This window comes from Alteromonas sp. (genome assembly GCF_984505615.1).
This window is the reverse complement of sequence record NZ_CFHOXV010000023.1, coordinates 29,261-55,232: the sequence shown is the minus strand read 5'-3', so window position 1 is coordinate 55,232 and position 25,972 is coordinate 29,261. Positions and strand designations below refer to the sequence as shown.

The following is a 25,972-nucleotide window of genomic DNA, read 5'->3' as shown; positions in this document are numbered from 1 at the left end:
CGTCTTAACCCCGTGTCAGCTTCACACCATCCCGGATGCCACTTTTACCGTTGCTGTCGCTGGGAATGAGCGCATCCACAACATAAAACGGTATAAGTAACTGGGCGGATGCCACCACAGCGCGGCTTTCTATGCCGAGAATACGCGCGTTTACCAGTACTCCGCCCTGATGCTTCGCCATCGTGCCGGTGAGAACGTAATCAATGGGCAGGCTGCTGTTTAAGTCGAGATAGTCACGGCTCAGCAGAAAATCACCGCTGTCTGTTACTCTGATGTAATCAGTTGCTTTAAAATCCACTACCGGAATGCGGTATTTATGCAGTTCGTGCATAAACGATTCAGCCATCTGATGGCCCAGTAAATTGGTGTGCTGGAGATCAGAGTCCAGCATAGCAAAATTGGTTACCGCCACCGGCGTTTTATTGGTGACGTACTCCATGTTGGAAACCAGGTCCTGAGTCATGTTCTTGACATAATCGCCAACATGACGGTTCAGAGGACGGCCCTGATAGGCACCCTGCACACTGCTGTACAGAGGCGGCTGGCCAATAGCACCGAAACTGTCGGCTTCGTCTTCAGGCGCTGCAGCGACAACCTCAGCGCGGTCTTCAGCACGCACGTCAATGACATTCATCACCGGCTCAGCTGCACCCGGCTGCGCTTCTGCAGTCTCTTCATCGCTGAGCAGAGAGCAACCTGAAATACTGACCAGCATTGCTGCCATGGCAATCATATTGCGTTGAAAAGTCATTGGCATTACCCCTTATCCTCAGTTCTGTACAGCCGCCCGTTCCGGGTCGTGATCTTTTCTTCTTCCCAGAACAAGCCTTCAGGAAAGAAACGTGTCGCAGCAGCCACGACATCTTTTGTTCTGGCGTTTATCACTCTGGCGTTAACCATAGCACCGGCCTGCTGGCGGACAATGGTGCCGGTGATATAAAAATCCACCCGTTCGATGCCGGGAAGTTGTTCGATATCCCGGGTGAGTACGCGGTCTGCATACTCTCCCATTATTATATCGTCCGTGAGCTTAAACTCTTGAGTGGTAAAGCCCCGTTTTGCGGCTTCAGTGATCAACCCCTCTTCAAGTTGGTGGCCCAGCATCATCAGCGGATCCTGCTGTTTGCTGTTCCAGCTCATGGTATCTGCCGGCACAAAACCGGTAACGGCATATTTCGCCTGACGCGAAGGACGTAGCTGGGCAAACAGCTCATTCGCCAGGACGTAAGTGTGGTACTCCATATTGCCTAATGCAGGTAACGCCATATTTTCTTCCTGCATCACCACCGAAGGACTCTCTCCGGCACAGCCTCCGAGCATCAAACTGCCTGCTGCCAGCCATGCTGCAGGGACTGTCTTTTTCAGATATTTAGTACTCATTACTCCGGCCCGTTAACCCGCCATTTATTGTCTGCTGAGGTATTCGCAATTTTCGTACCATGTGGAAACGTCAAAGATGTGGCGGCGCAGAGGGGAATTCAGTAACCGGTAAGCGGGATTTAAGGCGGCGGGAAAGAGGTGAAGCGGCAAGAGTCTGCCGCTTCAGGGAAAAGCTGTCAGCAGGGAGTCGCTATTTTGCACTGGCAAGAAGACGTTGCCAGAGCGCCATAACCAGCCGCTGATCCTCTTCTTCCAGTTCTTTATTATCAAAGGCGGCTTGTAAACTGCCCTGCATGGCTTCGTCCAGGGTGGCCAGGCTCGCATCAGGCTGCATTTCCTGTTGTCTGGCAATCACCGCAAAATGACCTTGCAGGTAGCTGGCAATAAACAGTTCATCGTCACTACCATGATCAACAACACCATCCAGCGCGTCTTCGATGTGTCCGGATTGCCCGATAAATTCAGTGGGGGCGGCGGCGGGAAATTCCATAAAGTCTCCTTATTTTGCAGGATACAGCACTTTGTCCCGGTATCCGGTGATCACCGGAAAATAGCCGGCAAGTGCGGTATCTAATTCAGCGTCACCGGTATCGAGCCGCAGAGGACGGCCATCCAGAGACTGTAATTTGGTTTTTGTAGCGGTGATCAGTACATTTTCCTTCCCTGTCCGGCGGATAAATGACGGTGAGAGTTGCTGGTTCCCACGGCCAAAAATATGCCCCTGACCACCAATCACTGTAATGACCATTTTAACCGGCTGGCCGTCAGTAAGTTCAAGCAGCTGTGCCGCTGTCACATCCGACGCCACCAGTTCGCCGTCTTTCACGACATCGACGCCCAGCAGCGTATTGTCCAGACCCATTGAATCCATAATTGCGGCCACGGTCGAGCCCGATCCCATCACGAAAAACGTGTCCGGCTCATCTTCGATGGTTTCACGGATAAAGGCCGCGATATCTTCCAGCACCAGTTCATCACTTTCCTTGCCGCCGGCTTTGACGGCCTGTACGTAGGTCAGTGAGTCCGGCACCCGCATTTCACCGAAATGCTTTGCCAGTACCTTGCCCTGACGAAATGCCTCTTCGTCAATGTCACGGACTTCCGCCGGGGCTTCACTCACCAGCTCCCCGCGAACCATCATAGCCACCACTTCACCGGCAGCTATGGGGGTTACTGCATATACTCCGGAGTGGATTTTACACCCGGCCGGTACGCCCAGCACAGGCGTTTGCAGCTCTGCAATCTGACACACATTTCGTGCAGTGCCGTCACCGCCGGCAAATAACAGTAAGTCGATCCCCTCAGCAAGTATGGCTTCCACTGCAGCTTCTGTGTCTTCAGCTTCAGTCTGTGCCTGTGCGGGTGTGTACACCACCTTTGCTGTCAGACCGGCCTCACGGGCACTGTTTTCACCCATTTCAGCGGAGGCGGTTATCACAGTGATCTGACCGGCAAGCGAACTGAGTACATTCAGCGCGCGGGTCATTTTAATACCCGCCAGTTGTTCCGCTCCGGCTGCCAGCGCCTGTTCACGTACCGCAGCACCGTCGCTGCCTTTGAGAGCCACCGCACCGCCAATGCCGGCAAACGGATTAACCACCACGCCCAGACGAAATTTATCGCTCATGCTAATGCCTCTGCCCGTTCTGTAGTAACCGGCGCCGTATTAAAATGCGCCTGCAGTACTGTCATCAACATACCGGCACGGGGTGGAAATCCAGTACGGGTATATTGCACCAGTTGCTCATGCACAGCAGCGGTGAACGCTTCACGGTCAGGCTCTGCCCCGTCCAGATTATCCGTACTGACCCGGAATTGACGCCCCGCACTGAGCGTCAGAGCCCATTCCACTGCCTGCGGTTTAATTTCCACCTGTTCAAAAGCTTTCTGTTGAACGGCGTCCCGGCCGTCAGGGCAATACCAGTAACCATAATCTTCCAGCAGTCGCCGTTTTTCACCGGCGATACACCAGTGCGCAATTTCATGCAACGCACTGGAGAAAAAACCGTGGGCAAAAACGATGCGGTGAAAAAGTACTTCATCACCCGCGGGCAAATACACCGGCTCATCATCGCCGCGCACAAGACGGGTATTCCAGTTTTCGGCGAAGGTGGCGTCAAACAGGCGGATGAGTTCCTCCACTTGCGGATCGGTATCGTCCTGCGGGGTAAACTGCATTTGTGGTTGCATCGTATTTAAGGCTGAATTTTGTTGCTGCATTCAACTCACTGACAAGCCTGAAAAGAGGTTGCGCATAGTACCAAATGCCGGTCATTCCGCCAAATCTGAGCATGAATGTGATATGTTGATGTGAACATAAGGAGAGCAGATTTGAACACCACGTCCGATATTGTCAGACACATCCACCGCGTGAATGCGTTGAAAAACATGGCAGAGAAAATGGGCCAGTTGCCGGCTATCCATGCCCTGCAACAATGGCAGTGTGAACGTTTGCTGGTGACTCATGCAGATCTGGCGGCTCAGCCACAGTACCGCCAGGCTATGGCATTTTTCACTGAAGAGCTCTACGGACCGAAAGATTTTTCACAGCGGGATGCCGATATCGCGCGGGTGATCCCGAAACTGGCAAAAGTACTGCCGGACAAAGCCATGCAGGCGCTGGATGACGCCCTTGCACTGAATGCCCTCTCTTTTGAATTGGATCAAAAGGTTGTTGAGGCACTGCAGGGCCAGCCGCTTAACAACAATACCTATGCACTGGCCTACCGTGAAGCGGGTGATAAAGCAGCAAGAACACAGCAAATTGACATCATCCGGCACCTGGGACAACAACTGGCCGGAATCATTAAAATACGGGGTATTGGTATGCTGATTTCGGTATCCCGCCGTCCGGCAAAACTGGCGGGACTCCTTTCTCTGCACGAATTTTTGCAGCGGGGATACGATACCTTCAGACAACTTGGCGATGTTGAACGCTTTACCGGACCGGTTATTGCCCGTGAGCAACAATTAATGTTACAACTGTTTTCCGACGATTTTAGCCTTGAAAACAATCCTGTACCCCATGTACCCGAACGATGAATACCAGCCGGAATGGGCACTGCCTGCCCCTTTCGTTAAACCATGGCAAATAAACGACTCCCACATAGATCACTATCAGCACGTTAACAATGTGGCCTATCTGTCACAACTGGAGTCGCTGGCCTGGTCACATTCAAATCATCTGGGACTGACATTCGATGATTACCGGGCATGCGGTAAAGGTATGGTGATTCACCGTCACGAACTGGACTATCTGTTACCCTGTCACGAAGGTGATACATTATTGTGTGCCACCTGGATTGTGGAATGCGACGGTAAACTGAACCTTGAGCGACGTTTCCAGTTTATCTGTCCCGTGCGCCGGAAAACGGTGTTTGCCGCCAGAACCCGTTTTGTTTGCGTCAATTTAAAAACCGGTGCCCCTGCGCGTATGCCTGCACTGTTTAAAAATACGTATACTGAAGCGGTGACAACGTCGTGAACAAATGGTTGCTGGCTGCTCTGGTGTTATCTCTCACCCTTAACGGCATATTACTGGTAACCCGCCGGGAGCCCGTTACACAGCAGGTTGTGCCGCTGGCAGACGGTACTCATGAAAGTATTCGCCCTGCTGTGCAAGCCTCCGCAGTGACAAGCTCCCCCCTTTCAATCTCAGATCCCATGCAGGAAGAAAGGCCATCTGCCGCTACACTGCAAGCCTGGTTTAATAATGGCGATCCACGCTTTTTTCCTGCCCTCACTGCCGCCCTCAGGGATCAGCCTTATAACTGGGAATTATTACTGCTGGAAGCAATGTGGGTAAAACGTGAGGAACCGTTAAGCGAAGCTATCATCCAGTACTACAAAATTCTTGAGCGAAACCCTCCGCCGCAGGTAGAACAGGATATCTCCGCATTGATTACCCAAATGGCAGATACCGCAGCAGAAAAGCTCCGGCTCGCCGGCGACTGGGACACCCTTGCGGCGTTTGTTGAGCCACTTTACCAGTACCGGCCGGAAGACCGTTTTTATACCCTGCAACTGGCAGAGGCGTATGGCAGACAGCAGAAATTTACACTGATGGAAAATGTACTGGCTTCGCTGCCATCTGAAGACCGGCAGGCTGAAGCGTTACGGCGTGTGCTGTATCCTCAGACAGCAGACGCACAAAGTGAAGATACCCCGCCCACGGAGAAAGAACGTGAGGTATCCGGTAACGCATACAGGATGCCGCTGGAACAAACCGGCGATCATTATCTCGCGCCACTGACACTTAACGGCCGCCACTCAAGATTACTGGTAGATACCGGTGCGTCGGTTACAACGGTGACGACGGAGGTATTCAGACAATTAGCCAGACGGGGAAATTACCGGGACCTGGGAAATTTTGCAGTCAATACCGCAGGCGGCCGGGTAGACGCCCGCATGGTAACGTTAAAAGAAGTAGAGTTTGGTCCGTGGCGACTGGCGGATGTATCGGTGCTGGTGCTGCCTCCGGGTACGCTTGATGGCACTGAGGGGCTGTTAGGCATGAATATTCTCAAGCGGTTTCATTTCCGCATTGACCAGGCCGGGAATGCGCTGCTGCTGGATCCCATTCATTAAGCCCGGTTTTGTAATACCGGGCTCAGTCTGCTTCGAACCGTTACAAAGCCGCAGCGACTTTTGTACCCTGTTCAATCGCCCGTTTGGCATCCAGCTCACGGGCCTCATCCGCACCACCGATAAGATGACACGGTTTCGTCAGGCCCTCCTGCAATGCCCGCAGCGGCTCCTGTCCGGCGCAAATGATGACATTGTCCACCGGTAATACCATTGACTTGCCCTCTACTGTGCAGTGAAAACCTTCATCATCAATGCGGTCATAGGTCACGCCCGCGATCATTTTCACTCCTTTCATCATAAGATTGGCGCGGTGAGACCATCCGGTGGTTTTACCCAGGCCGGCGCCTACTTTGGAAGTTTTCCGCTGGAGCAGGAAGATTTCTCTGGATGACGGCTCCGGTGCAGGTTTAACCCCTTCCACACCAGCCCTTGCTGTCAGTGTCATATCCACGCCCCACTCTTTCATGAAAACGGGAATATCCAGGCTTGGCGCATCCTTCCCGTGTGACAGATACTCAGAGACATCAAAACCGATCCCACCGGCACCGACCACCGCGACCCGTTTACCCACCGGCTTCTTATCTCTGATCACGTCCAGATAGGTGAGAACTTTACTGTGTTCAATGCCCTCAATGTCGGGCACTCTCGGGGTAATACCGGTCGCCAGAATAACGTCATCAAAGTTGCCGTTATTCAGTGTGTCTGCGGTCACTCTGGTGTTCAGCTGAACATCTACGCCGGTGAGCGCAAGCTGGCGGGCAAAATAGCGCAGGGTCTCATTAAACTCTTCTTTGCCCGGGATTTGTCTGGCGATATTGAACTGACCGCCAATCTCAGATGCACTGTCAAACAGCGTGACTTTATGCCCCCGCCGTGCTGCGGTAGTCGCCGCCGCCAGCCCTGCAGGACCGGCCCCGACCACAGCAATGTGCTTCACTGACTGCGCCGGTGCAATTTGCAGTTGCAGTTCGTGACAGGCCCGCGGGTTAACCAGACAACTGGTGAGTTTGCCGTTAAAAATATGGTCCAGACACGCCTGATTGCAGCCAATACAGGTATTTATTTCATCACTGCGGTTTTGTTCAGCTTTAATAACGAACTCAGCGTCTGCCAGAAATGGCCGCGCCATGGAAACCATGTCCGCATCACCCCGCGCCAGTACGGCTTCTGCGACTTCCGGTGTATTGATGCGGTTACAGGTGATCAGCGGTACGTTAAGCGCCGCCTTAAACTTCGCAGTCACCCAGGTGAAAGCAGCCCGCGGCACCCGTGTTGAAATGGTAGGAATTCGCGCTTCATGCCAGCCGATCCCGGTATTGATAAGATTCGCGCCGGCTTCCTCAATAGCCAGCCCCAGCTTCACCACTTCATCGTATGTGGAGCCGCCTTCGACTAAGTCCAGCATGGAAAGCCGGTAAATAATGATGAAGTTATCGCCGGTGGCTTCACGGACCCGGCGCACCACTTCAACCGGCAGACGCATTCTGTTCTCATAACTGCCTCCCCAGTCATCATCACGCTGATTCGTGCGGGCGGCAATAAACTGATTCAGGAAATACCCTTCAGAACCCATGATTTCCACACCATCATAACCGGCTTTCTGCGCCTGAGTGGCAGCAAAAATAAAGTCACTGATCTGTTGTTCGATTTCTTCTTCTGTCAGCGCTTTGGGTTTGTACGGATTAATCGGCGCCTGAATAGCCGATGGCGCCACCAGTTTCTCTGAGTAGGCATAACGGCCGGTATGCAGGATTTGCATACAAATTTTCCCGCCTTCTGCATGCACCGCATCCGTTACTTCACGATGATGCGCAACCGCCTTATCTGAATCAAGCCGCCGTGTGGCAGGATGGGTAGAACCTTCTTCGTTCGGCCCGATCCCACCGGTCACAATTAACGCCACACCGCCCCGGGCACGTTCGGCATAGAATGCAGCCATGTGTTTGTGCCCGCCCGGCATTTCTTCAAGCCCGGTGTGCATAGAGCCCATGATGACGCGGTTCTTTAACTGAGTGAATCCCAAATCAAGGGGGCGAAACAGATGCGGATACGTGGTGGTGCTCATGTTTAGTCCTGATGGTTGCCTGTCATTGAATTTGTAGCCAGGTTTGGTGAACAACGCAAACTTGACACCGTCAAGATAACACCAATGTTGACAGTGTCAAGATTAAACGGGACACTCCGCTTACCGACTTATCAGGAAACGCTATGACTTCCGGTTCTTCTTACCATCACGGTGATTTACGCAGTGCGCTCATAGAAGCGGCCACCACTATCATTGAAGACAGTGGCATAGACGCTTTGTCGCTGAGAAAACTGGCAGAGGTAACGGGCGTATCGAGAACCGCCCCGTATCACCATTTTAAAGATAAAAATGCATTACTCAGCGCTATTGCTGCTAAAGGGTTTGACGACTGGCACGCCTCTGCCAGAGCTATTTTTGAACAGGAAGATGTGACTCCGGCTACCCGTTTCCGCCGCTTTATCCACCAGTATGTCAATTATGCCGCGAACCACCCGCAGGTGTATGAACTGATGTTCGGGCGGACGTTATGGCACAACGATCAGGCAACAGCACAGTTGAAAGACATTGCTTATCCCTGTTTTCAATACCAGCTCACCATGACCCGCACTTGGCAGTCCTGTGGCCTGCTCCCTGAGGACCAGGATGCACTGAGACTGGCGCAGGTCACCTGGAGTACCCTGCACGGTATCGCAAGATTATTAATTGATGGTATTTACGCCGACGAGTCGCATATCAGCGAAATGTGCGACTGTGCCGCAGAAGTGTTTATCCGCTCTGCCGGATTAAAGTAAGTCCTGAAGGCGAAGTACCTTTTGCAGAAACCACGGCGGCTCAGGGATGACCGGCACCACGGATGATCAGGTCCGCCACCCGCTCTGCAATCATCACCACCGGCGCATTGGTATTGCCCCCGGGCAACACAGGCATGACCGACGCATCTGCTACCCGCAGGCCATTAACCCCTTTTACGCGACACTGATTGTCAGTCACCGCCATTTCGTCGTCTGCCGCTCCCATTTTGCAGGTACCCACAGGATGATAGATACTTTCCGCATGCTCACGGATAAATTCGTCCAGCAATGCCTCATCGTTATTCCCTTGTGGCGGTGACAATCGTTTTCCCCGCACGTCATCGAAAGCCGCGCTGTTTACCAGCTTGTCTGCCAGAGCAACCCCCTCGAGCAGCACTTTTTTATCGTCGGGATGGGTGAGATAAGCAGGCTCGATAAGCGGATGGTCAGCAGGATGACTGCTTTGCAAAGAGATACTGCCACGGCTTTTCGGATACAAGGCACAAACGTGGACCCCGAAACCGTATCCGTAAACCGAGCGGCGGCCATGTTCAGCCAGAATGGCCGGCAGAAAATGAAATTGCAGATCCGGCTGACCGGACTGCGCCAGTGAAGAAGAAGCAAAACCGCCGGCTTCAGCAATGTTAGAAGAAAGCAGGCCTCCTGATGAAAACAAATACCGGAAACCGGCTGCAATGTAAGAGGGTATGGCAGAAAGTGCGACGGCATAGCCCTGACGGGACGTGCACCGGTATTGCACAATAGCGTCCAGATGATCCTGCAAATTGCGGCCTGTACCGGGGGAGTCCGCGACTACATGCACGCCTTTTTCCATCAGCATGTCACGGGGCCCCACCCCGGAGAGCATCAGCAAATGCGGTGAATTAATTGCCCCCCCGCACAGAATGACTTCTTTACGTGCGCCAATCCGGCGACCTTTGCCTTTATACCGCACCTGCACGCCGCTGGCGGTTTTACCGGTGAAAAGTACTTTTTCAGTGAGCGTCCGGGTATGTACCGTCAGATTGGGCCGGTTCAACGCCGGTTTAAGATACGCCTGCGCCGTGGACCAGCGCCGGCCGTGCTTTTGGGTGACATCATAAAAACCAAGCCCTTCCCGCTGTTCACGGTTGAAGTCGGTTCTGACAGGCAAACCGGCGGCATCTGCAGAATTCACAAAACACCGGGAAAGCGGATCGGTATGACGAAGCTTTTCAACTCTGAGGGGACCGCCGGTGCCATGATAAGCATCAGCACCGCCGTGATAATCTTCTGCCTTTTTAAACCATGGCAGCACTTCGTTGTAACTCCAGCCGGCAGCGCCGGATTCAGCCCAGCGGTCATAGTCTTCCCGCTGGCCGCGAATGTAGCACATGGCATTGACAGAACTGCTGCCCCCCAGGGTTTTCCCTCTGGGCCAGAAAAGTTCGCGGTCATTCAGCTCACGTTGCGGCGCAGTGAAATATCCCCAGCCAATGCTGTCAAAACGACTGAGCAAAGACAATCCGAACGGCACATGGATGAACGGATTGTTATCTTTACCGCCGGCTTCCAGCAGACACACAGTAACAGACGGATTTTCTGACAAACGGGCCGCCAGCACTGCGCCGGCAGACCCCGCCCCGGTGATCACATAATCATACTGTTCTTCAACCATACGCCACCCGCAATGTGCTTACTCAACTGCTCTTACCAGTTTAACAAATTGTCGGCTATTGTCTGTGTTTTTTATGTTACTGTAGTGACAGACGCAACCACAGGGACAGAGGATTGACACTCAGCTGGCGGGAAAAATGGAAAGTCGCCGTTTGCGGCCTGATGATAAAAACAGGCCGGCTGACGTATGACGACTACACCACACAAGAACTACAGGCGTTACTGACTCCCCTGTTTCCCCGCTCTTTTCCGTTTGATGTACCGGGAGGAAAGGCCCGCCTGACTATCACGGAAGCGCAGGTTCATTGTCAGGAAGAATCAAACAGGCTGGCACTGCAATGTTTCGCGGAACTCAACATTACGGTGCTCGATACCCCGCTTTACCGGGCCCATGTCATTGTCGTGATAAGCGGAACGCCGGTTTACGATATTCAAAACCATGTGATCAGTATTGAGGATCTCAAATCCGACGCCATCCAACTGGTTAATGACAACTATGCACTGCTCAATGACACCCGCTCACTGATCCGTCAGATTGTACCCGGGTTACAACTGGGTAAGTCACTGACTGAGTTTATCAGTGCTCCCCTTCTGAATATCGCCAGTATCGCCACCACCGGCAAAACTGACCGTTTGTTGTCGTATCTGCGTCTGTATCTTGATCACAACAAGCAGCGCATTCTGGACTATCACAAACCGGAAATTGATGCGGTGTTGCAGCGCCATGCTGAAACGCAGGATCTCAGTTATGCATTAGGCGGGCACTGGCGGGAAGATGTTTTTCACCGTTGGGGAAAACAGGTATTCGTGGTCAACGGCGGGTTGAGATTCAGTTTCCGCTGAGGTTATTGACACCCTCACACTATTCAGCAATCACCGAACGGGGATAACTTTCAATCTGCTCGCCGATATCTTCAATACCCACTCCGGGTTCATCCAGCGAACGGGCCAGAATGGCTAAAGCTTCATGGACATAACCGGCCAGAGGGCTGATGTCTTTGACATGCCGGTTGCAGCACACCATCCCCACGTTTGCCGTCCCGTTGTAGGTCATGAGTGTGATATTCACGCCGCCACCCGGCGTCATGGTGGACACCGGATAACAGGCCAGTAATTTGCTGTCCTTCAGATAACGGGCTTCTTTTGGTCCGGGCAGGTTTGAAATTAAAATATTCGCTATGGGCTTGACGAGGTCTGACAAGTGTAACCATTCAAACACCAGTGATACGGCCTGAATAGTGATGGTGTACGCTTTGAATGCCCCCGGCGTCGCTTTTTGTGCAGCATGTTTGACGATACGGTGATTCACAATGATTTGCCTTAACCGCACATACGGGTCCCGCTCACCGTGGGCCAGTTCAACAGGCACAATGGCAATTTTATTTCCGGTGGTCTTCTCGCCCGGTTTGCGCAAATTAACCGGCATATTGGTATACAGTGGACGGGTAAACCGCTGTCCGTGATCTTTCAGAAAACGGTGAACCGCAATATCAAATACGCACAGCAATATTTCGTTGGCAGATGCCCGCGTGCGTCTTGCCAGCGCTTTAATCTCCGCAAAATCGATGTCTGTTGTAGTTACAGCTCTGCCCGCTCTCACCTGACCGGTAAGGGGCGTCTGCGTACCGCTGAAGGGCAACGGCATGTAATGAGTATTAATACGCACCAGCTTCATCAGCAGCCGCAACATAATGATGAAAAACTGCCAGCTGGTTTTGAGTCCCTGCCAGACAGCGAACAACCTGTCGCGCCAGCGCACCAGATGCTTTCTTTTGTGGCGCAGCCGTTTAAGTGCCCAGACCGGAGTAAACCCCTGCTCAGCAGGTCCGGCGGTATATCCGGCCTGAAACCAGCGAACCAGCGTTGCGCCGTCACCGTAGAGATGATGCACCCGCGCATAAATCACAAACTGACGGCTGGTGTTGTCATGCAAAAAAATGAATTGCCAGAGTGGCTTTTCCGGGTCGAGCCGCGAAGCATGCAGTGTTTCGGTGAGTTTATCGAGCTGTCTGCGATCCTGAATGTTTTCAGTAATATGAAATTGCACGTGATAATCCATATCCATGTGCTTAACAGGCTGCAAACCCAAGGGGTAACCCAGCAGCGTTTTAACCTTGCAATTAAATGGCGGGGTAATTTTTGTGTGCGATTTTACTTCTTCGTAAAGCGCCCTGACATACTCTGAAGCACATGCCTGCTCAGGCATTTCAAGGATCTGCACACAACCCACATGCTTGGGACTGGCATCAGACTCCGCCAGCCAGAAAGACTTGTCCAGAAAAGACAGTGAGCGGCCCATCAGTCTTCCCCGTCTGTCCAGTCAGTATGTTTCAGGTTTGCCAGACTGTGACGGGCAATCCCCTGATTCAGTTCAGCCAGGGTGCCCTCCGGTAAAGTTAACCGCGGCAATAAACTCATCATTAACAAAGACAGGCAGTGATATCGCTGAGATTCACCGTCAAGGCTGCGGCCAAGCTGGTCATATTGGAACGACTGGGTCAATACCAGGGTTAACAGCTCTGTAAGCAGAGGTAACTCCGCTTTCTCCAGGGTCAGAGAACCGGAGGATTTAAGCGCATGCAAAACATTGCTTATCTGTTTTTCCAGCGCACTCACCACCTGATTTCTCACTTTGTGGGCGTGCGGATACTTTTCGGCAAGATCTGCCGGGCTACGGTAAAGAAATTCAAACAGATGCAGTTTCTCAATGATCATGTAGAAATAATAGAACACATCTTCGGCACTGATGCGGCCGGCAATATCATTTCGCAGTACATGCAACATCTGATTTTTGTGAATGCTGATAAGGCGTTCAACAATCACTTCTTTGCCTTTGTAATGGTAGTACAGATTACCCGGACTGATATCCAGTTCCATGGCAATATCTACACTGGTTACGCTGTTTTCGCCATGCTCATTGAACAATGACAGCGCCGTGTAGAGTATTTTGTCTGCGGTTTTCATGATCAGATAAACACTAGATAAAGCTGGGCAAACCCGGCTGCCAGACCCAGCAATGCACCTGTCAGAATAAGCTTCCATTCATCCTGCCGGTAAGCAGGACGCAATACACCTTCAAATTCTTCCGGCGAGAGTGCCTGCATGCGGACCCGTAAGTCATCACCTACCCGCAAAGCAGAATGGGCGTAATCGTAAGCATAAAACAGGGTTTTATCTGAGTTTTCAAAAATACGCTGTACGGCCAGCGCTTTCATTTTGAAGTAATTTTCAGACCCTACACCCAGCCCGAAATACGGCTGGGCAATGGCCACATAGCGCTCAATAGCATCATTGACGTGCAGCTCAATAAGCTCCAGTAACGATGCTGACCCGGAACCGTGCAGGATCACATGGGTAATATTTTGCGGAGTGATAAGCTTATTTTCGATAATTTCAGCATACACACGGGACACTTCTGCCTGTCGTTTCAGAAACATGCCCTGAACAGTCACAGGACCAAACTTGCGGGGACGTTTAGGCTCGAAGATGATTTTAATAGCAATCCAGTTAGTGGCGTAGCCCACCAGCAATCCGCCCAGCGGCAATAACCACCAGGCCTGAAAATAGTGCCACAGAAACATGGTGGGTAAGCCGAAAAGAAAACCGAAATAAAATCCGGAACGGACGATGAACGGAAACTCTTTGGCACCGGCAGTAAGAAAAATTTCATTGATGAGAGAAGGCGAACCGACCAGTTGCTCTACTACCAACTCTTTGATGTTCAAAATTTCATTTATGTTTAACTGAAAATCTGTGACCAGCTTTTTTACAACCCTGGGCATGTCATTTTCAATCCGGCGGTAAACCAGATTCTTCCCCTGCACCGGCACTGCGGCCCATAAATCCGGTGCTGAAGCTTCCATCACCTCGTTGACCACACTTTTCAGCACCTGCTTTAAGCGCCGTTCGATGGCACAGGCCAGCTGTTCGCCGTCCAGGCGTTGGGCGAGCTCTTCAACACTGAGCAGTTTGCCCAGAACCAGCTCTACTTCAATTTCAGCCATTTCCCGCCGTTTTGCAGGGATCAGCCCCTGCCAGCCAAAAAATGGTCTGATCCCCTTAAATTCAATGGGATAAAACATCATTTTGACCGCCAGATAATTGGTCACCCAACCCACAATCGCGCTGATAAACGGGATAGACAGCAGGCTAAGCAGTTCCGGGTTCCATTCCATGCAAGCTATTGTTTTTGGCTATTTTACCGACATAGCTTCAGGCTAAAGGGAGATTGCATATTTAGCAAACCTTTTGCGGTGAAAGCTTGATCTGCGCCATACGTTCAAAATTAGGTAGAGCATTCAAATTATTCCTGCCAGGCTGGTTAATATCACTGCAAGTGATGCGTTTCCAAAGATCAGTAAGAGGCCGGTATTATGGTATTTTTCTCAAAATCGAATGCAATAGAGCAGGATATTGAACAGGCTTCTGATTATGCTGAATACCGTGAAGCCTGCCTGGCTCACGACGCCCTGACCGGCGCAGAGAACTGGAAGCGAAAAGAAGCCAGCAGAGATTATGACTACCGGTTGATACGAAAGCGTATTCAACGCATGCAGTCAGCCAGAAAGTTACAGGATGTGACCGGCCTGATGTCGATACTCCATGAAGGGTTACATGGCAACCTGGGTAATATCGCCAACCCTGCCCTGCTGACACACAGTAAAACGGGTACCAAGCAGCTTATCGAGACCTTTATCAGCGAAGTGGTGATGGCACTGGATGCCATTTACCGGGCTGATGAGTCTGTGGTGGATTTTTTCCATAAAAAGCAGTTTTTTGAAGAGACGGCCCATGCATTCGGCCGTTCCTGTCTGATGCTGTCCGGTGGTGCCGGTCTGGGATTTTTTCACGCCGGTGTAGTGAAATCCCTTAATGAACACAACCTGTTGCCCACCGTGATATCAGGGGCCAGTGCCGGTGCTATTATCGCCGCTATGATTGGCACAAAAAACCAGCAGGAACTGCAGGAAGCCCTGTCTCCTGAGTTTATTCTGAGTAAGTTTCGTTACTGGAGAAAATGGTCAGGGTTTGGCAGGAAGTCGCTGCTGGATGCCACAGCGCTGGAAAACACCCTCATTGAACTGTTTGATCTGATGACTTTTGAAGAGGCTTTCAGTAAGACCGGCCGTCATATCAACATTTCCGTATCACCGATGGATTTGCATCAACAATCACGGGTACTCAACGCCAAAACGTCTCCGAATGCTATTATTACTCAGGCTGTGCGGGCCTCCACCGCCGTCCCGTTATTTTTCAGCCCCGTGCAACTACGCGCTAAAAATGCTGCCGGCGATATCATACCGTACATCCCTAACCGCAGGTTTGTGGACGGTTCACTCATGGCGGATTTGCCTTTCAGACAATTGTCGCGGTTATACGGTGTTAACCACAGCATTGTCAGCCAGACAAATCCCCTGGCTGTGCCTTTTTTATCCTCAAACCGCGCCGGCGCTACCACACTGACCGGACTGACATTCCGCCACGTCAGTCAACTGGCAAAGTCTAACAGCATTTATGCGTTCGACATGCTTGAGAACCTCACCGGTAACAAGGCTGCCCGCCTCGCAATTCATAAAGTACGGTCGGTTATTGACCAGCAGTACGTAGGCAATATTAATATTCTTCCTCATAAGCAGCTCAGAAGTCTCAGTCAGATCCTCGCCAACCCGACTCCAGAAAGTATTACATCGCTGATACGCAGTGGCGAGAAGGCTACCTGGGAGCACATTGATGTTATTGAAAGAAATACTAAAATTAGCGAGACGTTACGCTTATATTTAACTAAGCTAAAAGAACGGGAAGCCAGGGAATCAGGGCACTGATAAAAAACCGGAAAGGAAGACCCGGAGTATTTTAACGCTCAGGAATGCCGTGAACCGCAATGCCACTCAGGCTGACAGCCAGTATGTCAGCAAAGTCAAAAAACTCATTGAACTTGTCGATCCTGTGGATACGGCAAAGCCCTCGGTGGTGACATACGCCAGACACTTTTATGCGGTAACCGCAGACCTGAAAAAGCGCATTCAGAGCCTGGCGCAGGAAGTCAAAGTTGTCAGCGAAACCAGGGCTAACATTGCCGTGCTGGAAGATCTGAAGAAGCAACACAAAGCCGCGGTGCAGCAACTTGAGAAAGAACAGGCAGATCGCCAGCGCCTGATAATCACTATTGTGTCGCAGGTAATTGCCCTGAGTGAAGGGGAAACTTATTATGAAACCCAGACCGCCAGCTCCCGCTTTCTGGGCACATTGCTTCTGCTCACGCGGGGTAAGGACGGCAATTACGCCCGCTATCATCAACGGCTTAAACCGCTTTATAAAGCCGTACTTGCTCTCAGATTAAGTGACAAAGTGCTGGCAGACAGCAGCGTAAAACATAGCTATTTATCAAAATATGCCGGCGTACTTGAACGGTTTACTGATGAAGTAAAAATGCGGGAATGGGCAAACTTCATCGCTACCCCTGTCATCGCAGCGGCTGTTTTTCAGGACATCGGACTTTATCATGAAGAGGCTGTGCGCATTCTGTACGGGGAAGACGGCGAAGATGATCCATTCAGAGAACTTGGCGAATCCTTCCGCAAGCAACTGTTAAAAATTAACTATCAGCAAACACTGACCTTTATCAGAGACGGTGTTTCCTTTATCGGCTGTGAGCAGAACAAAGGCCCCCACGGCTTTCTTATGGAACTGATACAGGACACATTCACCGGTAAATCCGGAATCGGCGATATTTTAAAAATCCCGCAGGTCTATTCCTCCATCGTCCTGTCCACCAAACCCGGCTATAACCGCTCTATGCTGCCGAAGGGTTATATGCTGATTGAACAAATGGCGAAACAAAAAAGTGTTAACAGCCGGCTCGCTGAGCACTTCATCAATATTGTGGGTTATTTCCCTCAGGGATTCGGTGTGTGCTTCATTCCGGTGAATGAAAAAGGTCAGGAAAAAGACCAGTATGAATATGCCATTGTGTCCCGGTTAAACCCGGAGCATCCTGCTGAACCGGTTTGCAAAATTGTGTCCAGGAACCTGACCTTTTTTGCTGCCGGCAAAGAAGAACGGGTAGCGAAAGACAGAAATCTGTTCTTTAACGCCACCAAACAAAAGCTGATGAAAATCGACCGCGCACGCATGACAGAAATCATGAGTCAGCTGAAAAAGAACTTCACCATCGCCGATGTGGACGAACACATTCCGGCATTCTGGGAACCCCACGACTTCTTTGCCGACCGCAAAAACCAATCTATCTGGCGGTGATAGTCATCAATCACTGAAATCCTCGCCCCGGGTTCAGTTTTATTTGATATTTCAATTTTATAGATTAGCTCGCGAGCTTAAAAATCAGGCTTAGCAGGCATGATCGGTATTGCTGCTGTGGATATTGCGACAAGCTTAACGACACCATAGTCAGAATTTGGGGCAGTTTAACTGCGGACAACTGCCCCCCTTCACCGGAGAGTATACATGAAACGGATAACGCCTTACATTCTTCTATTTTCAGCCTTTCTTTTGTTCGCAGCCTATTTTGTGGAAGGGCTTGAACAACCTTATTATCTTACTGTGGGTTTGATATTTCTGGCGCTGGCGATTTTGCTCAGCAACCCTAAAACCAGGGCTAAGTTATTGAACACGAAAAAAGGGTAGCGCTTTCGCTACCCACTCAAAGACAACAGGCAGGCTGTGAGCGTTACCTTGCTTTAGGACGAACTGAAGATACCGAGCGGGGTCTCGCTCCGGGAGTAGAAGTCACCGTTTTCTTGCGGGTTGAAGGTCTCCGCGAAGGCTTCTCCGGCGTCTCTACACTGGCAGATTTTGCAGCTGTAACAGCGGAATCAACTTTTTCAGCTACATCTTTCGTTTTCACTTTGGCAGAAGCTTCAGCTTCCTGTTTTGCCTGAGCTTTTTCCTGTGCCTGCTTTGCCGCCAGTAACGCAACCTGTTCGACCAGCACATCCACTTTCGCCGACAACACATCAAGTTGTTGCTCACGTTTATCACGCTTTGCCGTGAAAGACGGCATAAATGACCAGAGCGGACTGGTTTTGACTAACTGTTCCATATTGGCAAAAACAGCCGAAGGCGATAAAGATGACCGGAGATGTGCATCCATCCTGGCACCCCGTTGCTGCAGCTCATCAAAGGATTTTTTTTGCGCATCAAGCTGACGGTTAATCTGTTCAGTCACACCGGACAACTGCTCAGCGATAAGTTCGGAGCCGGCTTCAATCCAGCCGGTCAACGGACCGTTTGGCTTATTTTTCTGTACCATCACTTTTCCTTTATACTGAAGAAATCGTAGCGGCGAAAACACCGCGTGCCCGTCGTGCCGGACACACGGCAATCTGACATTATTTATTCGCTGCCAGCTTGGCAACCGCTTCTGTCAATGCGTCAATTTTGGCTGAAAGCTCTTCAATACGATGATCAGTATTATCCGTATCAAGTCCCAGCTTCTGACGTACATCACTCACACGGCTTTCAACATCGTCAGTGGTTTCTTTGAATTTAGTACGGGCGTCATCTTCTAAAGTTTCACCCTTTTTCACTAATTCATCGAACATTTTAGACGCTTCAGTGCTCAGCTTTTCGTAACGGCCCTGTGCTTCTTCAACACTTTTACCATAGGCACCCAGTCCGGCAAGCCAGACTTTGCGGGCGAAATCTTCAGCATCGTTCAATTTGCTTTTAATGGTATCTGATTTGGTCATTTTCGGATCTCCTAGTGGAATTCGCTTCATCTGACACAACCATAAAATGAAAAGTTAGAAAGCGCATACTAATCCCGTTTATTTTTGGGAATGCAGACCAATCATATTGCCTTCACTATCCTGCAGCAGTGCGACAAAGCCATATTCGCCAATCGGAAATTTTTCCTTAATAACCGTGCCGCCCGCTTTGGGTACGCGGGCACATTCAATGGCACAGTCATCACAGGAGAAGTAGACCAGTGTGCCCGTACCGCCGGGTGTCATTCCTTCCATACTGACCAGCGCGCCGCTGGCTCCGTAAGCCGTCATGTCAGAGCCAAATCCTTTCATGACCAGCGATTCATCCGCAGGTACAGAGATTGTCTCTAACTCACACATAAAAACAGATTCATAGAAGGTTTGTGCCCGGGACATATCACTGACGTAAATTTCAAACCAGCCAACGGGATTGAGGTTCATTGTGTTTCCTTACTGTCTGAGAGGTTGATTCAGGGCCGGCTGACCCGTTCTGAACACCACCGGCATTGACTTCACCGGCGTGCGGCGACAGCAAGAAAACAACATGACGGGTAAAACGGATCCCAGCATAAAGGAAGTAAAGGCTTTACCGCAAGCCCGGGAGATTCGAAAGGCAGATAGCAAAAAGCCCGGCGGATACCGGGCTTTCAGGATAAAACAGAATGATTAGTCGACGAGATCTTTAGGCATATCTTCGCGGATTTGTGCCCACACTTTACCTGACGCGATACCATACTGACGGATCAGGCCTGGTACACTCTCGTGGTCTCCGGATTTCGCTGCCGCTAACAGTTTACCGTAGAAATCTTTCGCCACATCACGGGCGGATTGCTGGGCAAAAAAGTAACCACCGATGCGGGAATACAATCCGCGGAAGCCGTTCATCATCAGAACAAACACTTTATTGCCGGATGCCAGCGCAAGATCGTGGTTTAACTGATAATCAAAATGCGCAAATTCTTTGCCGTCTTCTTCAATATTCAGATACCGGGCGATAATTTCCGCAGAGTCTTCAGGGTTATTCCGGATTGCCATACGAATAAACACTGCGCTCAGATTCGTACGGGCGGCCAGCAGGTTATCCACCAGCTCGGGAATACCGTCCTGATCGAGACGGGCCAGGGTTTCCAGAATATTCAGACCACAAGTTTCCCAAAAGTTGTTCACTTTTGTGGGTTTACCATGCTGAATCGTCAACCAGCCGTCTCTGGCGAGTCGTTGTAATACTTCGCGTAACGTGGTGCGTGTTACACCGATAAGCTCGGACAGCTCCCGTTCTGCAGGAAGAATGGTCCCCGGAGGGAAACGACCACTCCAGATAGACTCAACAATATACTCTTCAGCAAAACCTGCCGGGCTCTGGGCTTTATAAATCATAGGTGACTCGCCTGAATCTCTTTTTATTGTCAAACTCATTGTACCAGAGGAATTTTCTTTAACACAATCAATTAATCAGTCATAAAACTGATATAAGTTATACTAACTGAGGCCTGCGGCAGCTTTCTCAAGCTGTTTTTTTCAGGTAGAGTTTGGTTATGAGTGTACCAGATGTGATAAAAGCCACTAAAAACCATAACTTGGCTAATGTCCAACATTCGCTGGACAAGATTTACGATAATAATTACATTCACATCGCAACAAGTTGTTAAAGGAAAATTAACTATGCAAACATCGCTACCTATGGCGCTTTATAAGAACTTTCTCGGGCATGCGCCGGACTGGTACAAAAAAACAATTGTAGCGTTCCTTATTCTTAATCCTTTCCTTTTCATGGTAGATCCATACCTCGCGGGTTGGACACTGGTCATCGAGTTTATCTTCACGCTGGCGATGGCACTGAAATGTTATCCTTTGCAACCGGGTGGTCTTTTGCTGATTGAAGCGATGTTCATTGGCATGACCTCGCCCGAACACATGATGCATGAAATTGAAGTGAACCTTGAGGTACTGCTGTTACTGGTCTTCATGGTTGCCGGTATTCACTTCATGAAAGATCTGCTGCTGTTCCTGTTTACCAAGCTGGTCATACGGGTGAGAAACAAGATGATATTGTCGCTGTCTTTTATTGCAGCGTCCGCGTTTTTATCTGCTTTCCTTGACGCATTGACGGTTGTCGCGGTCATTATTGCGGTGGGTCTGGGTTTCTACACGATTTACCACAAGGTCGCCTCCGGCAAAGAATTTCATCATGACCATGATCATACAGACGATGACGGTGTGTCGAATCTGGGGCGTGATGATCTGGAGAACTTCCGTGCGTTCCTGCGTAACCTGATGATGCACTCAGCGGTGGGTACTGCGCTGGGTGGCGTAATGACCATGGTAGGTGAACCGCAAAACCTGATTATTGCTGATAAAGCGAGTTGGGACTTCGTTGAGTTCTTTACCCGAATGGCACCGATTACCTTACCCGTATTCGTATGCGGTCTGGCCACTACAATAATACTTGAGAAAACGAAACTGTTCAGCTATGGCGCCCAGCTACCGGCGGCAGTAAGAGACATTCTTGTATCCTACGACAAACATATGGATGAAGGCCGTACTAACCGCGATAAAGCCCGTCTGGCCGTTCAGGCGTTAATTGGTGTCTGGCTGGTTGTGGGACTTGCGGGTCACTTTGCTTCTGTTGGTCTTATCGGTTTGTCAGTCATTGTTCTGGCAACATCTGCCAGCGGTATTATTGAAGAGCATGCGTTAGGTAAAGCGTTTGAAGAAGCCCTGCCGTTTACAGCATTGCTATGTGTTTTCTTCGGTGTGGTTGCGGTAATTATCGATCAGGGCCTGTTCCAGCCGGTTATCCACTGGGTACTGTCTTTCGAAGGCGAAACCCAACTGGTGATGTTCTATCTTGCTAACGGTGTGCTGTCGATGGTCAGTGACAACGTGTTTGTAGGCTCTGTATACATTACGGAAGTGATGGCAGCGCTGCAGGAAGGCCAGATCACCCGTGACCAGTTCGACTTACTGGCTGTTGCTATTAATACAGGTACGAACCTGCCTTCTGTAGCGACACCTAACGGCCAGGCAGCATTTTTATTCCTGTTAACGTCGGCCATTGCCCCGCTGTTGCGCTTGTCCTACGGAAAAATGGTAGTGATGGCGCTGCCTTACACCGTGGTACTCACCTTAGTAGGACTGGCAGCCACCTATTTTGGCTTGGCAGATGCCACACAAGCGCTATACGATATGCACCTTATTGAGCACCATTCAGCCACGATGCCAGTATCAGGCGCTGAACCGCACTAAGGTTTTTATTGCAACAATGAATCTCATTCAATGGATTAGTCGCCAGGCGGAGTATAAACCCGCCTGGCTTCTTTTATTTTTATCTGCCGCAGGGCTGTTGTCTGCAGCATTGTATTTTCAGCATGTTAATGGCCTGCAACCCTGTGTGATGTGTATTTATCAGCGTACAGCGGTTATCGGTATCTTGTTGTCCGGTTTACTGGTCGTTATTGTGAATCATAGCCTGACGCGGATGCTGGCTTTCGCCGGCTGGGCGGTTTCTTCAGTTTGGGGCCTTATGATCGCCCGTGAACAGTACGACATCATTCACAGTACTTCTCTGTTTGCCAGTTGCGAAATAGTGCCGAATTTCCCTTCATTTATGCCCCTTTATGACTGGTTACCGGCCATATTTGAAGCAAAAGGAGATTGCCTGGATGACGGCTGGCGTGTTGCCGGACTGGGTATGCCTGAGTGGATGATGGTGATCTTCGGGATTTACGCTGCCGTATTCGTTATCGTCTTTGGCTGTCGTTTACTGGACAAGAAACCCTTTTGATTGACTTAAGTACCCTGCCATCGCGGCTTCCTGCTATTGCAACCACAACCAGCCCCATCAGTATTGAACGGGCCGGGCAAAAACATGCCGATATGTTGTGTGAAGCGTCTCAGCAATCAGTCAGTCATGTGCGGCCATGGATGGGTACAGATCTGTGCCCTGTCACCCCCGCGCAGGCCCGTCAGTGTCTGACCACCCTGGAGAATCAGCGTGAGCAGGGTTATGGTATCACCTACCTGCTGGTGATGGACAACCGTTGTCTGGGCATGGGACTGATAAACTATATCCACCCTTTGCACCGTAACGCGAATCTGGGTTTCTGGATCCGGCCTGAGGCATGCGGACAGGGTCTGGCTGTTCAGCTTTGTCAGGCTTTGAAGAAACTGGCTTTTAATCAGATGGATTTATTTCGTCTGGAGTTGTTTATTGAACCCAATAACAAAGCCAGTTTACGTGTTGCTGAAAAGTTGGGAGCAGAAAAGGAAGGTTATTGCCGCAAACGTGTTTGCGGCAGACATGCATTGCTTTACGCGTTAACGAACGAATAGCCGGACATCAGTCTGCGTCGTGCAAAGGCCAGCTGGCGATATAATCTTCAAACGCGTCTAAATCCACATCCGTTTCAAATACAGTCTTCCCTCTCACAGACATACCGGCCTGATGCATTTTGGCTTTCTTGCCTTTATTTAGCAGCGGATGCCAGGACGGCAGCCCGCGACCTTCATGCAAACGCCGGTAGCTGCAACTTGGCGGCATAAAGAAAATATCCTTGAGATTCTCTTTGGTCAGCTTTACACAATCAGGAACCAGCTTTGTGCGCTCTGCATAGCGGGTACAGCCACAGGTTTTGGTATTCAGAAGCGAACAGGCAATGTTGGTATAGTGAATTTCCTCTCCCTGATTCAGGGTATCCGTTGGCGCGGCTTCTTCAGCATCGTCATCTTCAATGAACTTATGCAGACAACATTTTGCACAACCGTCACACAGTGATTCCCACTCAGCAACAGTCATTTCATCAAGCGTCTTCGTTTCCCAGAACGGTGTCATCACATCACCACATTCGTTTCGACAGACATTAATTCACCCAGCTCCGCGCGGATCCTGTCACCGGCATTTAGCGGGCCTACGCCTTTTGGCGTTCCGGTGAGAATAATATCGCCGGGTTGCAGGGTGAAGATGTGAGACATTTCTGCGATAAGCTCCGCTACCGGCCGGATCATCATTGCTGTATGCCCCTGCTGACGCACGGTATCATTCACAGTCAGGGTGAAATGAATGTCAGTAAGATCTCCGGTTTGCGTCACCGGAGCGAAAGCGGAAACCGGGCAGCTGCGATCAAAGGCTTTGGCACGCTCCCAGGGATAGCCCTGCGCTTTGAGTTCACTTTGTACATCACGTAAGGTCAGGTCAAGGGCGAGCCCTGCGCCCCAAATAGCGGCCAGCGCGTCATCAGGCGTCGCTTTGCACAGTGACTGACTCAGCAAGATTGCCACTTCAAGTTCGTTATGGCATTCGCCTTTGTATGAAGGGATCACCACCGGTTCAGACAAATGGCAAAGTGCCGGAGCCGGCTTCATAAACAATAAGGCTTCATCCGGCACAGTGTTGTTCAGCTCCTGAATATGCTCAAGATAGTTGCGGCCGATACACAGGGCACGTGTCACAGGCAAAGGAACAGGCTGGCCCTGAATATTGAGATGTTGATACATGTTATTCCCCTTTGCGGATCCGGTCTGCCAGATAACTGACCGAGACGCCGAAATATGATGAACGGTTCCACTTCATCAGCGTATGAAAATTATTATAGACAAGGTATAAACGGCCATCGATACCGTCCGGCATGATAAGAGAGGCTTTAATACCGGCAGCAGGTAAGTCTGTTAAATCAAATTTACGCACGCCCCTTTCCTGCCATACCGTTAATGGCACGAAATCATCTTTTGCAAAGCCTGCATGTGCACCGTCATAACCGTCAACGAACTTAACCTGGCGGCCCCAAGTATAGTCATCGTCCCATCCTTCGCTGGACAGAAAGTTAGCGATAGAGGCAAACACATCTGCCGGCGTGGTCCAGATGTCTTTTCTGCCGTCACCGTCATAATCCACGGCATAATTTAAAAAAGACACGGGCATAAACTGACTCTGGCCCATCGCACCGGCCCAGGAACCTTTCAGTGCTTCAATACCGATATGACCATCACGAATGATATCCAGTGCAGCATAGAACTGCTTTTTGAACATTGCTTCACGACGCCCTTCATAGGCTAAAGACAGCACTGCGGAGAACACCGGATAGTTGCCCTGAATCTTACCGAAGTTAGACTCATTGCCCCACAAAGCGACAATAAAGCGGGGCTGAACACCATATTTGCTGCCGATTTCATCCAGCAGAGACTGATGCTCACGATACAGGGTAATTGCCTGCTTGACCTTCCAGTCCGGCACGCGGGTAGCCAGATAATCATCCAGCGTGATTTTTTTCTCCGGCTGATTTTTATCTGCCTTTACAACGGTGGGACGAAATGTGGCAGTGTCCAGCGCTTTGTCCACCAGTTCTGCCGTATAGCCTTTTTCCAATGCTTCCTGCTTCAGAGACTGTAACCAGACTTTAAATCCTGCTTCGTTTTTTTCTTCTGCTGAAACCGGCAAAGCCAGCATTAAAAAAACGGTGAACAAAACAACAGGGCTGACTGAGAACAATGCCTTCATCACCGTTTTTCATCCACATGGGGCGTCAGACCAAGCTCTGTGCGGTGAGCGGCCAGCATATCTTCCGCTTTTGGCGGCATTTGCAGGTAAAAGCCTTTTTCTTTCAGCGCTACTTCCAGATCAGCTTTGCTGACACCGGCAAGCTGAGGCCGTTTATCCAGGGAAATCAACATCACCAGTTCCGGCGTGCCAAATTTCTCCATCAGTATTTCCGGTACATCACCGAAAGCATTTTTGCCGGGCACGTATAAATACATGCCTTCTTTCCGGCGGGTTTTATAAATTGCACAAAGCATATTCAGTCCTGCATTAT

29 protein-coding genes are annotated in these 25,972 nt (G+C 50.5%); 11 read left to right on the top strand and 18 right to left on the bottom strand.

The genetic code is table 11. The features are described from left to right. Positions 1-4 precede the first annotated feature (4 nt). The 5 genes from AC4PME_RS13180 to AC4PME_RS13160 all read right to left on the bottom strand — a co-directional run bounded on the left by AC4PME_RS13180 (position 5) and on the right by AC4PME_RS13160 (position 3,570). On the bottom strand, positions 5-757 hold the full coding sequence (locus tag AC4PME_RS13180; RefSeq protein WP_491046805.1) for a FlgO family outer membrane protein: 753 nt from the start codon (positions 755-757) through the stop codon (positions 5-7). Further along, a complete protein-coding gene (locus AC4PME_RS13175; RefSeq protein WP_119501833.1) occupies positions 757-1,380 on the bottom strand; it encodes a FlgO family outer membrane protein in 624 nt (207 codons plus the stop codon). The genes AC4PME_RS13180 and AC4PME_RS13175 overlap by 1 nt, the downstream gene beginning before the upstream one ends. 190 nt (positions 1,381-1,570) lie before the next feature. Then, positions 1,571-1,870 (bottom strand): YfcL family protein, encoded by a 300-nt coding sequence (locus AC4PME_RS13170; protein WP_119501834.1) that lies wholly within the window; start codon positions 1,868-1,870, stop codon positions 1,571-1,573. A 9-nt stretch (positions 1,871-1,879) separates the two neighbouring features. Further along, the gene (locus AC4PME_RS13165; RefSeq protein ID WP_491046804.1) at positions 1,880-3,007 is read right to left on the bottom strand and encodes an ATP-NAD kinase family protein; all 1,128 of its coding nucleotides are present in this window, start codon (positions 3,005-3,007) and stop codon (positions 1,880-1,882) included. Then, the gene (locus AC4PME_RS13160; RefSeq protein WP_442858465.1) at positions 3,004-3,570 is read right to left on the bottom strand and encodes an elongation factor P hydroxylase; all 567 of its coding nucleotides are present in this window, start codon (positions 3,568-3,570) and stop codon (positions 3,004-3,006) included. The genes AC4PME_RS13165 and AC4PME_RS13160 overlap by 4 nt, the downstream gene beginning before the upstream one ends. A 141-nt stretch (positions 3,571-3,711) precedes the next feature. On the opposite strand from AC4PME_RS13160, the gene AC4PME_RS13155 reads away from it, so the two are divergent. The 3 genes from AC4PME_RS13155 to AC4PME_RS13145 are packed head-to-tail and all read left to right on the top strand — an operon-like array spanning position 3,712 to position 5,967. Next, positions 3,712-4,422: a DUF8198 family protein gene (locus AC4PME_RS13155; protein ID WP_491046803.1), complete on the top strand. Its 711-nt coding sequence runs from the start codon at positions 3,712-3,714 to the stop codon at positions 4,420-4,422. Beyond that, complete coding sequence (locus AC4PME_RS13150; protein ID WP_119501837.1) at positions 4,406-4,864, top strand: acyl-CoA thioesterase; 459 nt, start codon at positions 4,406-4,408, stop codon at positions 4,862-4,864. The genes AC4PME_RS13155 and AC4PME_RS13150 overlap by 17 nt, the downstream gene beginning before the upstream one ends. After that, positions 4,861-5,967 carry a retropepsin-like aspartic protease family protein gene (locus AC4PME_RS13145; RefSeq protein ID WP_491046802.1) on the top strand — a complete coding sequence of 369 codons (1,107 nt, stop codon included), beginning with the start codon at positions 4,861-4,863 and terminating at the stop codon, positions 5,965-5,967. The genes AC4PME_RS13150 and AC4PME_RS13145 overlap by 4 nt, the downstream gene beginning before the upstream one ends. 40 nt (positions 5,968-6,007) lie before the next feature. On the opposite strand, the gene AC4PME_RS13140 is transcribed toward AC4PME_RS13145, so the two are convergent. Then, positions 6,008-8,032 carry an oxidoreductase gene (locus tag AC4PME_RS13140; protein WP_491224403.1) on the bottom strand — a complete coding sequence of 675 codons (2,025 nt, stop codon included), beginning with the start codon at positions 8,030-8,032 and terminating at the stop codon, positions 6,008-6,010. 143 nt (positions 8,033-8,175) lie between these two features. On the opposite strand from AC4PME_RS13140, the gene AC4PME_RS13135 reads away from it, so the two are divergent. Beyond that, positions 8,176-8,784, top strand: coding sequence for a TetR/AcrR family transcriptional regulator (locus AC4PME_RS13135; RefSeq protein WP_119501840.1), 609 nt, complete (start codon positions 8,176-8,178; stop codon positions 8,782-8,784). 40 nt (positions 8,785-8,824) lie between these two features. Here AC4PME_RS13135 and AC4PME_RS13130 read toward each other — a convergent pair whose 3' ends face one another. Further along, positions 8,825-10,441, bottom strand: a complete 1,617-nt coding sequence (locus tag AC4PME_RS13130; protein WP_491046343.1) for a GMC family oxidoreductase — start codon at positions 10,439-10,441, stop codon at positions 8,825-8,827. Between the two features lie 113 nt (positions 10,442-10,554). Between AC4PME_RS13130 and AC4PME_RS13125 the strand changes: the two genes are divergently transcribed. Continuing rightward, positions 10,555-11,283: a DUF4403 family protein gene (locus AC4PME_RS13125; protein WP_491046344.1), complete on the top strand. Its 729-nt coding sequence runs from the start codon at positions 10,555-10,557 to the stop codon at positions 11,281-11,283. Positions 11,284-11,302: 19 nt separating this feature from the next. Here AC4PME_RS13125 and AC4PME_RS13120 read toward each other — a convergent pair whose 3' ends face one another. Genes AC4PME_RS13120 through AC4PME_RS13110 form a run of 3 tightly spaced genes read right to left on the bottom strand, consistent with a single transcriptional unit; the run spans position 11,303 to position 14,615 of the window. Continuing rightward, complete coding sequence (locus AC4PME_RS13120; RefSeq protein ID WP_491046345.1) at positions 11,303-12,739, bottom strand: wax ester/triacylglycerol synthase domain-containing protein; 1,437 nt, start codon at positions 12,737-12,739, stop codon at positions 11,303-11,305. Continuing rightward, positions 12,739-13,404 (bottom strand): TetR/AcrR family transcriptional regulator, encoded by a 666-nt coding sequence (locus tag AC4PME_RS13115; protein ID WP_491046346.1) that lies wholly within the window; start codon positions 13,402-13,404, stop codon positions 12,739-12,741. The genes AC4PME_RS13120 and AC4PME_RS13115 overlap by 1 nt, the downstream gene beginning before the upstream one ends. A gap of 2 nt (positions 13,405-13,406) precedes the next feature. Further along, complete coding sequence (locus AC4PME_RS13110; RefSeq protein WP_490710254.1) at positions 13,407-14,615, bottom strand: DUF445 domain-containing protein; 1,209 nt, start codon at positions 14,613-14,615, stop codon at positions 13,407-13,409. A 195-nt stretch (positions 14,616-14,810) separates the two neighbouring features. On the opposite strand from AC4PME_RS13110, the gene AC4PME_RS13105 reads away from it, so the two are divergent. The 3 genes from AC4PME_RS13105 to AC4PME_RS13095 all read left to right on the top strand — a co-directional run bounded on the left by AC4PME_RS13105 (position 14,811) and on the right by AC4PME_RS13095 (position 18,084). Then, positions 14,811-16,262, top strand: a complete 1,452-nt coding sequence (locus tag AC4PME_RS13105; protein ID WP_491046376.1) for a DUF3336 domain-containing protein — start codon at positions 14,811-14,813, stop codon at positions 16,260-16,262. Between the two features lie 49 nt (positions 16,263-16,311). Further along, entirely contained in the window at positions 16,312-17,697 is a 1,386-nt protein-coding gene (locus tag AC4PME_RS13100; RefSeq protein WP_491046347.1) for a hypothetical protein, read from the top strand. A gap of 207 nt (positions 17,698-17,904) precedes the next feature. After that, on the top strand, positions 17,905-18,084 hold the full coding sequence (locus tag AC4PME_RS13095; RefSeq protein WP_303575388.1) for a hypothetical protein: 180 nt from the start codon (positions 17,905-17,907) through the stop codon (positions 18,082-18,084). A 43-nt stretch (positions 18,085-18,127) separates the two neighbouring features. Here the strand turns inward: AC4PME_RS13095 and AC4PME_RS13090 are convergent, their stop codons facing one another. From AC4PME_RS13090 to fadR, 4 genes are all read right to left on the bottom strand, one after another. Further along, complete coding sequence (locus AC4PME_RS13090; protein WP_491046348.1) at positions 18,128-18,709, bottom strand: hypothetical protein; 582 nt, start codon at positions 18,707-18,709, stop codon at positions 18,128-18,130. Between the two features lie 79 nt (positions 18,710-18,788). Further along, entirely contained in the window at positions 18,789-19,148 is a 360-nt protein-coding gene (locus AC4PME_RS13085; RefSeq protein ID WP_119501850.1) for a phasin-related domain-containing protein, read from the bottom strand. Positions 19,149-19,226: 78 nt separating this feature from the next. Then, positions 19,227-19,607 carry a VOC family protein gene (locus AC4PME_RS13080; protein WP_119501851.1) on the bottom strand — a complete coding sequence of 127 codons (381 nt, stop codon included), beginning with the start codon at positions 19,605-19,607 and terminating at the stop codon, positions 19,227-19,229. A gap of 225 nt (positions 19,608-19,832) precedes the next feature. Beyond that, the gene (gene fadR / locus AC4PME_RS13075; RefSeq protein WP_474846489.1) at positions 19,833-20,543 is read right to left on the bottom strand and encodes a fatty acid metabolism transcriptional regulator FadR; all 711 of its coding nucleotides are present in this window, start codon (positions 20,541-20,543) and stop codon (positions 19,833-19,835) included. Positions 20,544-20,828: 285 nt separating this feature from the next. Between fadR and nhaB the strand changes: the two genes are divergently transcribed. Genes nhaB through AC4PME_RS13060 form a run of 3 tightly spaced genes read left to right on the top strand, consistent with a single transcriptional unit; the run spans position 20,829 to position 23,498 of the window. Further along, on the top strand, positions 20,829-22,412 hold the full coding sequence (gene nhaB / locus AC4PME_RS13070) for a sodium/proton antiporter NhaB (RefSeq protein ID WP_474869121.1): 1,584 nt from the start codon (positions 20,829-20,831) through the stop codon (positions 22,410-22,412). A gap of 16 nt (positions 22,413-22,428) precedes the next feature. Then, on the top strand, positions 22,429-22,950 hold the full coding sequence (gene dsbB / locus AC4PME_RS13065; RefSeq protein ID WP_491046349.1) for a disulfide bond formation protein DsbB: 522 nt from the start codon (positions 22,429-22,431) through the stop codon (positions 22,948-22,950). Beyond that, a complete protein-coding gene (locus tag AC4PME_RS13060) occupies positions 22,947-23,498 on the top strand; it encodes a GNAT family N-acetyltransferase (RefSeq protein ID WP_491046350.1) in 552 nt (183 codons plus the stop codon). Before dsbB ends, AC4PME_RS13060 begins: the two co-directional genes overlap by 4 nt. 7 nt (positions 23,499-23,505) lie before the next feature. On the opposite strand, the gene AC4PME_RS13055 is transcribed toward AC4PME_RS13060, so the two are convergent. The 4 genes from AC4PME_RS13055 to AC4PME_RS13040 are packed head-to-tail and all read right to left on the bottom strand — an operon-like array spanning position 23,506 to position 25,955. Continuing rightward, a complete protein-coding gene (locus AC4PME_RS13055; protein WP_474881832.1) occupies positions 23,506-23,997 on the bottom strand; it encodes a YcgN family cysteine cluster protein in 492 nt (163 codons plus the stop codon). Next, a complete protein-coding gene (locus AC4PME_RS13050; protein WP_491046351.1) occupies positions 23,997-24,659 on the bottom strand; it encodes a fumarylacetoacetate hydrolase family protein in 663 nt (220 codons plus the stop codon). The genes AC4PME_RS13055 and AC4PME_RS13050 overlap by 1 nt, the downstream gene beginning before the upstream one ends. 1 nt (position 24,660) lies before the next feature. Then, a complete protein-coding gene (locus tag AC4PME_RS13045) occupies positions 24,661-25,659 on the bottom strand; it encodes a lytic murein transglycosylase (protein WP_491046377.1) in 999 nt (332 codons plus the stop codon). Then, a complete protein-coding gene (locus AC4PME_RS13040) occupies positions 25,659-25,955 on the bottom strand; it encodes a YcgL domain-containing protein (protein ID WP_303575399.1) in 297 nt (98 codons plus the stop codon). Before AC4PME_RS13040 ends, AC4PME_RS13045 begins: the two co-directional genes overlap by 1 nt. Between the last annotated feature and the right edge of the window lie 17 nt (positions 25,956-25,972).